13 protein-coding genes are annotated in these 12,236 nt (G+C 51.0%); 4 read left to right on the forward strand and 9 right to left on the reverse strand.

Translation table 11 applies throughout. From position 1 onward, the window contains the following. Positions 1-155: 155 nt before the first annotated feature. The 4 genes from otsB (at position 156) to VRZ32_RS11685 (ending at position 4,859) form a co-directional block, all read left to right on the forward strand. Complete coding sequence (otsB, locus tag VRZ32_RS11670) at positions 156-944, forward strand: trehalose-phosphatase (RefSeq protein WP_414525890.1); 789 nt, start codon at positions 156-158, stop codon at positions 942-944. Positions 945-957: 13 nt separating this feature from the next. Beyond that, positions 958-2,739 carry a glycoside hydrolase family 15 protein gene (locus tag VRZ32_RS11675; protein WP_414525891.1) on the forward strand — a complete coding sequence of 594 codons (1,782 nt, stop codon included), beginning with the start codon at positions 958-960 and terminating at the stop codon, positions 2,737-2,739. A gap of 9 nt (positions 2,740-2,748) precedes the next feature. Further along, on the forward strand, positions 2,749-4,140 hold the full coding sequence (gene otsA, locus VRZ32_RS11680) for an alpha,alpha-trehalose-phosphate synthase (UDP-forming) (RefSeq protein ID WP_414525892.1): 1,392 nt from the start codon (positions 2,749-2,751) through the stop codon (positions 4,138-4,140). 221 nt (positions 4,141-4,361) lie between these two features. Further along, positions 4,362-4,859, forward strand: coding sequence for a ferritin-like domain-containing protein (locus VRZ32_RS11685; protein WP_414525893.1), 498 nt, complete (start codon positions 4,362-4,364; stop codon positions 4,857-4,859). Positions 4,860-4,923: 64 nt separating this feature from the next. On the opposite strand, the gene VRZ32_RS11690 is transcribed toward VRZ32_RS11685, so the two are convergent. The 9 genes from VRZ32_RS11690 to VRZ32_RS11730 all read right to left on the reverse strand — a co-directional run bounded on the left by VRZ32_RS11690 (position 4,924) and on the right by VRZ32_RS11730 (position 12,148). Continuing rightward, entirely contained in the window at positions 4,924-7,188 is a 2,265-nt protein-coding gene (locus VRZ32_RS11690) for a glycogen debranching N-terminal domain-containing protein (RefSeq protein WP_414525894.1), read from the reverse strand. Beyond that, entirely contained in the window at positions 7,178-8,287 is a 1,110-nt protein-coding gene (locus VRZ32_RS11695; RefSeq protein ID WP_414525895.1) for a glycosyltransferase family 4 protein, read from the reverse strand. The genes VRZ32_RS11690 and VRZ32_RS11695 overlap by 11 nt, the downstream gene beginning before the upstream one ends. Before the next feature lie 286 nt (positions 8,288-8,573). Next, positions 8,574-8,759, reverse strand: a complete 186-nt coding sequence (locus tag VRZ32_RS11700) for a DUF3008 family protein (protein ID WP_414525896.1) — start codon at positions 8,757-8,759, stop codon at positions 8,574-8,576. Positions 8,760-8,822: 63 nt separating this feature from the next. After that, positions 8,823-9,032 carry a hypothetical protein gene (locus VRZ32_RS11705; protein ID WP_414525897.1) on the reverse strand — a complete coding sequence of 70 codons (210 nt, stop codon included), beginning with the start codon at positions 9,030-9,032 and terminating at the stop codon, positions 8,823-8,825. 38 nt (positions 9,033-9,070) lie between these two features. Continuing rightward, positions 9,071-9,262 (reverse strand): hypothetical protein, encoded by a 192-nt coding sequence (locus tag VRZ32_RS11710; protein ID WP_414525898.1) that lies wholly within the window; start codon positions 9,260-9,262, stop codon positions 9,071-9,073. Between the two features lie 73 nt (positions 9,263-9,335). Beyond that, entirely contained in the window at positions 9,336-9,836 is a 501-nt protein-coding gene (locus VRZ32_RS11715; protein ID WP_414525899.1) for an MgtC/SapB family protein, read from the reverse strand. Positions 9,837-9,950: 114 nt separating this feature from the next. Further along, entirely contained in the window at positions 9,951-10,562 is a 612-nt protein-coding gene (locus VRZ32_RS11720; protein WP_414525900.1) for a hypothetical protein, read from the reverse strand. 15 nt (positions 10,563-10,577) lie between these two features. Then, positions 10,578-10,928, reverse strand: a complete 351-nt coding sequence (locus VRZ32_RS11725) for a PepSY domain-containing protein (RefSeq protein WP_414525901.1) — start codon at positions 10,926-10,928, stop codon at positions 10,578-10,580. Positions 10,929-11,302: 374 nt separating this feature from the next. Continuing rightward, positions 11,303-12,148, reverse strand: coding sequence for a lysophospholipase (locus VRZ32_RS11730; RefSeq protein ID WP_414525902.1), 846 nt, complete (start codon positions 12,146-12,148; stop codon positions 11,303-11,305). Positions 12,149-12,236: the final 88 nt, after the last annotated feature.

Genomic DNA, 12,236 nt, shown 5'->3' on the forward strand with positions numbered 1-12,236 from the left:
GGGTGCAGGTGTTATATGAGAGAGTTTGCGTATAATTTGTTATGCGCAATCAACCCAAGCCACGGAACACTTTAGTAATAACAGCGGTTTCCATTCCAGCTCCCCAGATTCTGACAAAGGTTGGTCCGCCTTAAACATAGATGAAAGCAAGTGAGATGATGACTCTGCCTGCCGATACTGCAGCAAATCATGAACTTGAGAAGGTTATTGCGCAGCCCTCGCGTTTCGCATTGTTTTTCGATGTTGATGGAACCCTGATTGAACTTGCTCCCACACCTGAAAGTGTCGTTGTGCCAAGTGATCTGCCATTGGCAATAGCGCGTGCCAGCAATCGTTATGGGGGCGCTGTGGCATTGCTTAGTGGCAGGAGCATCGCTTGGCTGGATCAGCGTTTTGAGGGTAAGGTAGGCGCTATTGGTGGATTGCATGGCCTTGAAAGACGAGGCAGAACTGGCCTTATTGAGGCGCTGGTGCCGCCCCCATACCTGGAAGTTGCTCGGCTGATGATCGATGAATTCGCGCGTCAGGATGAGGCGATTCTGGTTGAAGACAAGGGACTTGCCATTGCTGTGCATTATCGCGCAGCACAGGATCGTCGTGAGGCTATTGAAACGCTTTTGGCTGATATCGCCATTCAGAGTGAGGGAGCGTTGGAGGCGATTGGCGGCAAGGCGCTCGTCGAATTGCGCACCGCTGGGGCGGATAAGGGCTCTGCTTTAGAGGCCTTTATGCATGAATCTCCCTTTAATGGTCGCATTCCTGTGTTCTTTGGCGATGATCGTACAGATGAAGATGGATTTCGTGCGGTACGCCAACTAGGCGGTATCGCGGTTGCAGTGGGGCGACCTGCGGAAGAAGTAGGCGCTATGGTTTCTTTGTCCGAACCAGCCTCTGTTCGCGCATTTCTGATGAGAGCGGCGGGGGTTGATGAGGGCGTGGCATAACGAGGCATCCTGCATGAATAATCTGGATCTTGGCGTTATCGGCAATGGTACAATTGCAGCGCTCGTTGATGAGCGGGCAAGCATCGTATGGATGTGTTATCCGCGGCTGGATGGGGATCCGGTTTTCCACTCTTTGCTTGGTCACACACAGCAAGGGGCTGGCGGTTTCGATATTGTGCTCGACGGGTTCAAGTCCAGCAAGCGCATCTACAGGCATAACACGGCCATTCTGGAGACTGAGCTGGAAGCCGAAGATGGTTCTCGTATTCGCGTGACTGATACTGTGCCGCGCTTCAAGCGTCGCGGGCGCCTGTTCAGGCCAGCAATGGTGATGCGGCAGATTGAGCTATTGGCAGGATCGCCCCGGATAACCTTGCGTATACGGCCATCCGGTAATTATGGTCGCGTACCAGCAGAGATCACGCGCGGTTCAAACCACATTCGTTATATCGTCGACAATCAGGTGATGCGCCTGACGACTGATGCTCCGCCAGGGCTGATCATTGATGAAATTCCTTTCATCCTTGAGCGTACGCTGACCTGTATGCTGGGGCCGGATGAAACTGTGCAGGAAGCCCCTGGCCTCGTGGCCTTGCAATTTGCTGATGAGACGACACGCTATTGGCGTGACTGGGTGAGATATCTCGCCATTCCATTTGAGTGGCAGGATGTTGTTATCAGGTCTGCAATAACGCTGCGTATGTGCGCTTATGAAGAGACCGGGGGCATTGTTGCAGCATTGACAACATCCATCCCTGAATTTGGCGCATCCGGGCGCACCTGGGACTATCGCTATTGCTGGCTGCGGGATTCATTCTTCACCGTTCGCGCCTTAAACAGGCTGGGCGCCACGCTGACGATGGAAGATTACATCAGTTATGTAACCAATGTCGTGATGCAAAATGGCTCCAAGGAGCTGCAGCCGTTATTCGGTTTACAATTCGAGGCCAGGATTACGGAAGAGACTGTCGATTCATTGCCGGGGTATCGTGGTTTTGGGCCGGTGCGCCGGGGCAATGCAGCTTACAATCAGCGTCAGAATGATGGCTATGGTTCAGTCATTCTGGCGATAGCGCAGTGCTTCTTTGATGAACGACTGGAACGGCGTGGCGATAAAGCGCTGTTTGAACGGCTTGAGGAGCTGGGCGACAAGGCTGTAGCCTTGTGGGATCAGCCAGATGCTGGGCTATGGGAATTTCGCACACTCTCTTACATTCATACGCACTCAGCGGCAATGTGTTGGGCAGCATGTGATCGGCTGGCACGCATAGCGATGCGCCTGAATCTTGCAGATCGTGCGGCCTATTGGCGGGAGCATGCAGATACCATCCGCGATGCAATATTCGAAAAAGGCTGGAACAATAACCTGCGATCGTTCGTTTCTCATTTTGACGGCAACGATGTTGACGCAAGTCTTCTGCTTTTAGCTGATATTGGATTGGTTCGTCCTGATAGTGATCAGTTCCGTTCAACGGTTGATTACATAGGCCATAGGCTGAAACGGGGATCGCATCTTTTCCGTTATGCAGGGGAGGATGATTTCGGGGTTCCTGAAACAGCGTTTACGATCTGCACTCTCTGGTACATCGAGGCTTTGGCCAAGATTGGGAGAGAGGGGGAAGCGCGGGCGTTGTTTAATGAGGTTCTTGGACGACGAAACAGTCTGGGGATTTTATCAGAAGGCATTCATATCGAATCCGGAGAGCTGTGGGGCAACTTTCCGCAGACGTATTCCATGGTTGGCCTTATTCATACTGCGTTATCACTATCGCGCGGATGGGAGGAGGCATTTTAGGAGGGCACTTTGAAGCTTATCATTGCTTCGAACAGAGTGACTATCTCTGGTAACAAGAACCAGACCGCCGGGGGGCTGGCGGTTGCACTCAACGATGTTCTAGCAAAGCGCCGCGGTATGTGGTTCGGTTGGAGTGGCAAGATAGGTCCCGAGCAGAAAGAAGCCACGATATCCGAACGTGCAGGCGTTACATATGGTTTGTGCGATCTTTCGAAAGAGGATTACGAAGAGTACTACAATGGCTTTGCCAATCGCGCTTTGTGGCCGCTTTTGCATTACCGTCTTGATCTGACTGAGTTTGATCGCAAGGATCTCAATGGATATCGGCGGGTGAATAGCTATTTTGCTGATTTGCTATTGCAACATATCGAACCTGATGATGTCATCTGGATACACGATTATCATCTCATCCCTCTTGCTGAAGCGTTACGTGCGCGTGGGGTTCATAATCGGATTGGTTATTTTCAGCATATTCCATGGCCGCCGGTTGATATCTTTCTTGCTCTTCCCAATCATACCGAGATTGCAAGGGCACTGAAATCCTGCGATCTGGTCGGATTCCAGACGCAACGCGATGCGAAAAATTTTGGCGACTATCTGCTTTCTGAATGCAAGGCGTTTACGCGCGATCATAAGCATTTTGTTATCGGCAGCCGAAGCCTTCAAGTAGGCGTCTACCCGGTTGGCATCAACCGTAATGAGTTTGCGCGTGCTGCAGCGCGGGCGTCTTCCAGCAAATTTGTGAGTGATGTCGAGGAAAGCCTATCAGGTCGTGCGATGCTGATTGGTGTAGATCGGCTGGATTATTCCAAGGGTCTGACCCACCGGCTGGATGCTTTTGAGCGTATGCTGGAGGGGCATCCAGGATGGCGGGATAAAGTGACATTCTTGCAAATTACGCCTAAAAGCCGGGGTGATATTCCCGAATATGCAGCAATGCAGCGTGCTTTGGGTGAGGCCGCGGGTCGCATCAATGGTCTTTATGGAAGAGCCTCATGGACGCCTATTCGCTACATCAACCACGCGCATTCCCGCAAGGAACTGGCAGGGTTGTATCGATTGGCAAAAGTGGGCGTGGTGACGCCACTGCGTGATGGTATGAATCTCGTCGCGAAGGAGTTCGTCGCTGCGCAGGATCCGGATAACCCTGGGGTGCTCGTACTTTCCCGCTTTGCAGGCGCTGCGTCAGTGCTGAAGGGGGCGCTGCTGGTTAATCCCTATGATCTGGACGGTGTGGCAAAAGCCATGGATCAAGCACTTAAAATGGAGCGTGAAGAACGCATTGCCCGATGGAAAACTATGTGGGCGGGCGTAGATGAAACGGATATTTCTGGGTGGGCAACGCGTTTTCTGCGGGATCTGGAAATGCGCCCGCAAGAAATATTGCTTGCTGCCCAGTAAATTAATCAATTATCAGTGTAAATATTATCAATCATTGAGATTTATTGATCTTAATGATTGATAATTCACGTGCGTAAAATTTATAATGTTTTTATTGTCAGTATTTATGTGTATTTTAAATGCTGATTATTATTTTATTACTGGAACAAGGTGCGTGTTTTCCCGTTAATGGTTATCTGTCTCATTTCAATACGAGATCAGAAAACAGGGAGAACTTGATCATGGCAGGAAAAACCTTGGATGCGCTATTTTATGAGACGCTTAAAGACATCTACTATGCAGAACGTAAAATTCTTAAAGCGTTACCGAAGATGAAGCGCGCTGCCCATTCAGAGCAATTAAAGGCTGCATTCGACAAGCACCTACATGAAACAGAAGGGCATGTAGAGCGCCTGCAACAGGTTTTCGAGATCATTGGAAAACGTGCGCAGGGCAAGACTTGTGATGCAATAGAAGGCATTGTTGCAGAGGGTGAGGAGATCATGGAGGAATTCAAGGGCGAGCCCGCACTTGATGCCGGTCTTCTCGCTGCCGCGCAAGCGGTTGAGCACTATGAAATCACCCGCTATGGCACGTTAAAACGCTGGGCTGAGGTGCTGGGTATGAAAGATGCGGCCAAGCTGCTTGATGCCACGCTGCAGGAAGAATCCATGACCGACAGCGCATTGACGAAGATTGCCGATCAGGTCGTTAATTCCAAGGCATTAAAGGCTGCTTAAGCCGATTGATCTTTTCGCTGATCCACTCCAAGGGGCGGATCAGCGATATTGTTTTTATTCATGTCTAAGAGCATTTGCCCTCATGCACGATGGATACCCGTATGTTTCCGCATGCATTCAGGATCTGGACTGAAACTTCTTCCTGATGCCTGCGAATAAGCAAGTCCACCGTATCATCGCCTAATGTTAGGTTAGAAAGCGTAAGCTCATTGAGGAATGCAGGAAGTCTTGGCTCATATAAGCGAATTTCCTGGCGTTGAGGATCAAAGGCAAGACCCAGACATGATTGTAAAAACGCAAAAGGCGCTCCGCTTGCCCATGCCTGTGGGGAGCATGCAACGGGATATAGAGTAGGCCCACGGCGCGAGCGGCGTCGGAACCCGCAGTAAAGCTCTGGCAACCTACGGAGATCCATATAGATGGCAGCCTCAAAAATAGCGTCAAACAGGTGTCTAAGCTCTTGTTTGAAGCCATATTGCGCCAGTCCTATCCCAATCAGCGCATTATCGTGAGGCCAGACCGAGCCGTTATGATACGACATCGGATTGAAACGGGCTTCACCAGAGGCAACAGTGCGAATGCCCCAGCCCGTAAAGAATGAGCGCTTCATAAGGTTGGAGACAATTTTTTCTGCACGTTCGGGTGGAGCAATACCTGCAAACAGAGTGTGCCCGGCGTTGGAGGTCTGCACGCTGCATGGCCGTTTGTTGCCATCAAGGGCGAGTGCATACGTGCCCATGTCCGGCAGCCAAAAGGTATCATTGACGCGTTTTGCGAGTAATCTTGCCTCCTGGTCCAGCGCATCTGCACGTGCGTGCAGCCCTAGTAGGCGTGCGCAATGCGCCGCTTTTTGCTTGGCTGCAAAAACATAAGCCTGCACTTCAATGAGCGCGATAGCGCCTTCAGCAAGTTGGCCATCAGCATGGAAGACGGCATCAAAGGAATCCTTCCATCCTTGATTGCTCAACCCCCTATCCGTCGCGCGCTGATATTCGACAAACCCGTCACCATCAGCATCGCCGGGGCCATCGATCCATGCAAGGGCTGCTTCGATGTTGGGCCATATCGATTGCAGAAAATCCTTGTCTCCTGTTCGCTCTATGTAAAGCCCTGCCAGCAATACAAAGAGAGGCGTGGAGTCAACGCTGCCGTAATATTGGCGAAACGGCACTTCTCCCAAGCGCGCCATCTCGCCCCCCCGCATTTCATGCAGGATTTTTCCAGGCTCGGCGTCAGCTATGGGATCGTATTGTGTTGACTGAAACAGCGCCAGACGTTGCAACACGCCTCGTGACATGCCGGGATCGAATGGCAGCATTTCAATAGCGGTGATCAGGCCATCACGGCCGAAGGTTGTGGAATACCACGGAATGCCGGCATAGGGATAAGATCCCTCAGGTTCACTGGTCTTCAGCATGGCCAGGTCGGCTGCGGCACGGCCGATGACTTCATTAAACAATTCGTTGGATGAGGAAACTATACAACCGCCAGTTAGCGCTGCACGTGTTGCGCGGTGGGATGACAACATGGCACTCAGAAAATGCCTTTTGGGCGCGTCTGGCGGGGTGTTGCAGGCAATTTGTAAAAATAGAGAGACTGTATCTTTCCCGGGAACCGCCAGATGATAGCGCACGCTATTTTCTGTAACGGCTGCAGGTGCAGGATCGAAACGCAGTGTTGTTGCGTGGTTTATGTTATCAAGCCCGCGATAATTTAATGTGACGCTGTCATTGTCGATTACGGTTGGCAGGCGCACTCCACGTCGCGCGCGCTTGACGCCGCGCACCTCAAACAGGTCAGCAAAGTCTGCAGAAAAGTCGATCGAGAGATCGGCATAAATAGTATGGTTGCTGAAGTTCTGGACGCCAAAGCGCACATATGCCACCCCCTTCCATAAAAATACCGAGCGTACGACATGTAATGTCTCACGGGGCATCATCAGCTGTTCATCGCGGAAGATATCAGGGTTTGTCAGATCCACCACAAGCATGGCGTTGTCATCGCGAATGTTGGATCCTAGCAATAGAAGCTGCTCGTCAAAGATGCGCAGTTCCAACCGCGAAAGGTAGCGTGTGTCCTCAAAGAACAACCCATCCACGCCATCTGTTGAGATACCAATATCGCCATGGCTATCCAGAACAGCAAAGGCATCGTCATGCTTGAGGGTGCGCCTGGCCCTTGTAAGAGCTCCTGTTGCAGGAATGTAAAAGGGGATTTCTTGCGGTACTTCTGGTTGATGCGAGTCCAGCGGCAGCGAGGGGGCGGTTGTAACACCACCCCCATTCGCCGTCCGCAAGACTGTATGCTGCTTGTCTCCGTCAACTGACATGAAGACCTCCAAGAGATGTTCGGGCTGGTAATATCTCACGAACTGTTTCCGGTGATGTTCCTATCGCTGGCACGTTGATGCGCAGACTGCGATAGAGCGCAAGGTAATCCTCAGCCATTCGGGTAACAGAAAACCGCTGTTCGAATTGACGACGCACAGTTGCGCGATCAAGGGCCAGCACTTGCGGTAAGGCGATATCGGCTTCTTCCATAGTGTTGACGATACGTCCTGAAATACCATCGTCGATAACTTCTGGTACCGAGCCGCAATTGAACGCGAGAACCGGTGTGCCACATGCCATGGCCTCGATCATCACAAGGCCGAATGGCTCTGGCCAATCAATGGGGAACAGAAGCGCGCGCGCATTGCCCAGAAACTCTTCCTTCTGATGCTCATTGATCTCGCCAATGAACTCAACGTCACCGTCACTCAGCAACGGCTTTATGCAGGCCTCAAAATATTGGGAATCCGCTGTATCCACCTTGGCTGCTATTTTGAGGGGAATGCCCGCACGGCGCGCAATCTGAATGGCACGATCAGGGCGTTTCTCCGGTGATATCCGCCCCAGAAATGCAAGGTAGTTCTGGGTTTCGCCCGTATTGGCCCGATATAGATCAAGCGGCAATCCATGATGGATTACCGAAGCGCAGTGAGCCGAAGGAATGGGTAAGCGTTGGGCATGAGAGATTGCCACAAGGGGCATCTGCGGAAAATAACGATAAAGAAAAGGCAGGTCGGGTAAATCCTGGCGGCCGTGAAGAGTGGTAGCTGTGGCATGGTGAGAGCGTGCAAATAATGGAAAGTGCAGGCCATCAATATGAAAATGTAGAATATCAAACTGGTCGGCCATTAAGCGTAACCTATCCAACATCACCATATAATGCGGGATAGGATCCACATTGTGATCGCTCAGACGTAAAGCCATGGGAGCGCAGGGCACGAGATTTGCAGCTGTCACTGAATCGCGGCTAGCAAAAAGTGTGACATCATGTCCAAGTCGCACAAGCTCTTCTGTCAGATACGACACGATGCGTTCTGTTCCGCCATAAAGTCTTGGTGGAACGCTCTCTATCAAAGGTGAAATCTGCGCAATTCTCACAGCACGCCTCCCTGCGTCTTTATGCGCACGCAAAACAGGCGCGCGCCTGTGGGGCCGTAATGGAAAAAGCAGTACAAGAACTGTTCAGATCAGGATTTGTTCCGCTTTCGATGGTGGCAGCCTGAGAGGACAGGCAATGCCAAGTTTTGGGCAGGCCATGCTGCTACAGTTGTTTTACAGGCAGCAAATGGCAATTTTGATTCAGAGTAAGTAAGAGCCGCATCCGCAATGGTGCATGGGGAAGTGCGTGCTTAAAGGGATGCGGGCCGCTTGAACGCGCATGTTATTATTTCGAAACGTGCTCAGGTTTACCCTGATGTTTTGTAGAGGCAAGATCGTGCAATTCTTTCTCAGACATGCTTTCGAGCATTTCCTGAGATGCCCCCTTCAACGTGCGTTTTTTCTTAGGATCACGCTTTGCTGCCAAAGCAGCTCCTGCTGCTTTCTGCTGTGCTTTTGATTTTGCTGGCATGATTGATACCTCTACTCTGCCAGTGCATGGATGCATGATGGCTGACAGGGTCTATTGTCGGCATTAAATACTATAATCGCCGGCAGACTTATGCTTTGGCTTGCCATCTTTCTTCGGTGGCGGATATTTCGTTTCGCGTTTATCAGCAGGTGCACGCGTGAGTGTTGGTGGATCGCTTGCTGGAAAACTCTCTTCAAGGCTCTCATCCAGCAAATCTTCAGTTTTCTTCAGGGACTTTGTGTTATCTTTCTTCATCATGTCTTTTTTGCTCATTGCCAGTTCCTTTCGGGAATGCTTGATTTGGGGGCTGTTTACAGTCCGCTTTCAAAGTAGGCGGCCCATATAGCCAGCCCCAGCCATGCTATAAGAACAAGCGCCAGGCTGAAGAAGAGAATGTATGCGACAGTTCTACCGATACCGCCGGGACGCATCCTGCGCGCTGGTACGATGATTTCCTCATCCTCCCCCTCTGGGGACGTCGGTCGACCATGATGGCGTGGCATAAAAACACCTCCCCCTACCTCATGATGAAAAATTAACGTTTCAGACAAGAGATGGTTCCGGTAGCGGGGCTTCTTAGCCAGGGCTCTCTTCAGGCTCTTTTACGCCTGTCACGTACTCGGCTTTCCGCAGTATCCAAAGGATGATAATGCCTATAATGGTAGCGACGATTGCCAGTGGCCACATTCCTAGCCCGGCGGAGACGCCAATTGCAGCTGAAACCCACATGCTGGCGCCGGTTGTCAGACCTTTTGCGTCACCTCTCGTGTAGACGACAACACCCGCAGCGAGAAACGCAACACCAGCTGTCACCGCTTCAACGAGACGAAGTGGATCAAAACCCATTGAGCCACCTTTAACGTCAAATGTTTCAATCAGATGCAGAGTAATGATTGAGAACATGACGGCGGCAAGGCCGATAAGCATATTGGTTCGCACGCCAGCTGTATTATTATGCAAGCGCCGCTCGAAACCTATCATTCCGCAAAGGAACACTGCTCCAATTATTCTGATGAGCATGATGTCCATGGGTACCACAGTGGAGAACGAAAATTCGGTTATAATTCTTTCCAGCATGAATTCGTTTCTCTTCGCATCATTTCATCAGGTATGTATTCGCTGAAATGCCTCGTGTGTTTGTCATGAAAAGCGCAGCGCAGTTCTGGCACTGCGCTACGCAAGGTGATTAAATCAAGGAAGTGGGCGGTAGTCATCCTTTCGTGGTGGTTCGCCCTTATAGGTTGGCGCTGCTGGATCAAAACCGGTCCAGCCGGTGCTTGTGTAAGCCTCTCGCCTCTGCTTGGTATCGATGGTGCTGGTGCGCGCCAGTACTTCTTCTGCGCGTCGCACTGCTTCATCAGGAACACGCAATGAGACAACGGCTCCACCACGGCGCACCACTTCAGCATAAACGTGAGCGTCATGTTCTTCGACCCCTGATGAGGTCAGAGCGCCGATTATGCCACCGGCGGCACCACCAATAGCTGCGCCACCTACTGCGCCCACTGCTGTTGCAGCAAGCCATCCAGCGGCAACCACAGGGCCCAGACCAGGGATTGCCATTAATCCAAGGCCCGTCAGAGCTCCTACGCCTGCGCCCAATACGCCCCCAACGCCTGCCCCTGTGCCTGCGCCATCAGCTGCGCCACTGGAGCTAATGTTGCTGTCTTCATCAAACCAGCCTTCTTCATTGTTCGCTATCAAGCTTACGTCACTGACAGGAATACCGGCGTCGGTGAGCGCTGTAACAGCTCGTTGAGCGAGGACTGGATCATCAAAAGCGCGTGTGATTGTCGTGGTCATTAGTTATTCTCCTTGTTATTTGCTGACAACATTGCCTTTGTAGTCAAGTGAAACAGGCACCGTCTGCCCGCCCTTCATGGCGTGTCCGTGCCAAATGCCTTTTTCGTCTTTTTTAAGATCTGTCACATTTGTGTAGCCCATCTTTTCGATGTGCGACTTGGCCTGATCTTCTGTAAATGAATTAGCGCCAGCGATAGGTGGCGTGGGTGTTGTGGGTTGTGCGCCAGCGGGAGGCATCGTTGTGTCTCTGGGCATCATAGTATCAGCGGGGGGCGCGATCGGCGGTTGCGTTCCTGGGTCGGCTGTCTGTGCGCTTGCGCCGGCAGCAAGCAACGAGAAAGCGCTGACAAGGACGAGTTTTTTCATAATTTTCCTCCTAAAGTTTGTTAAAGCATCAATCGTTTGTAGAATTGGCTTGATGATGCCGTAACGGATTTAGACAACGAAAGAATTACCCCTTTGTCCGCTTAGGCTATGGGCTTCTGCAACTATTGAAGATCAAGCAAGTCATCAAAAAACAGATCAGATGCATTGCTCAAAGCTATTTGAGCATCAATCAAATCTGAATGATCATGATGCCTGATCAATCAAGAACACGATTTATACATTCGCGACGTGTTTACGTCTTCTATAACCGTTATTGAGAAGTAAGGTTCCCAATGAGCGTAAAATCGCTAACGCAGGTATGCGAGCGTGCATGCTGCAGATTGCGGATGGAACCTTGGAGGAGAGTGTGGAGCTCAATGTTCTGGAATGCGCGAGTCTATCCAATCGCTGATGTCATCCAATATTTTTTCTTTACCCAGATCATTTAGCAGATCATGAGCACGATCCTGATATAGCCACAGTGCTTTATCGGGAGAACCAACCGTGTCGTAAAATCGTTGACTGCCGCTGGGAAGCGTCGCTTTGTCGGCAGTACCGTGCAAGATCAGTACTGGCAAGGTGATGCGTTGAAACTCCTTACGAAGACGATCGCCCGCACGTATCAATGCAGCAATCGTTTGCGAGGGCTGCATTTCGTTGGCAATCAAGGGGTCTTTATTCATTGCATGTACTGCTGCGGGATCGCGTGAGAAGTCTGCGTTTTTGAGGCGTAGTACCGGCAGATGTGGTGCAATTAGACTGAGGCCCTTGATGAGGGACAACACCAGGGTTGAAGCAGAAATTTGAAAGGCAAAGCTTTCACAAATAAAACCATTTATCTCGTGCTGATTATCGAGCACATAAATACAGGATACAATGCCGCCTGCACTGTGCCCCAGCAGAAATATTGATAACTCAGGTTCTTGCGTCTTGGCATGGCTAATTGCTGCAGCAAGATCTTCAACATATTGGTCTATCGTTTCAACAAAGTAGCGCTCGCCGCTGGAATTTCCGCGTCCGCGCAGATCCAGTGCGTAAACAGCATAGCCTTCACAGGCAAGCCGGTTGGCAACCCAGAAATATTGTCCGCTATGAGAATTGATACCGTGGCAAATCATGATGATCGCACGCGGATTTCCGACCGGGTGCCAGGACCGCATAAATAGTCGCCCGCCGTCTGTTCTCTCAATGAAAACTTCTTTATCGGCCTGGCTTGCCATTTCACTCTCCTCATAGTCGTAGAGAATGTCTCCGCATCCATTAATTGGATCGGTCAGAATAGGCGATGACGTGGTTAATTTTTATCAC

Origin of the sequence: Pseudochelatococcus sp. G4_1912 (assembly GCF_047501465.1) — a bacterium.
In the GTDB taxonomy this organism is placed as follows: Bacteria; Pseudomonadota; Alphaproteobacteria; order Rhizobiales; family Beijerinckiaceae; genus Pseudochelatococcus.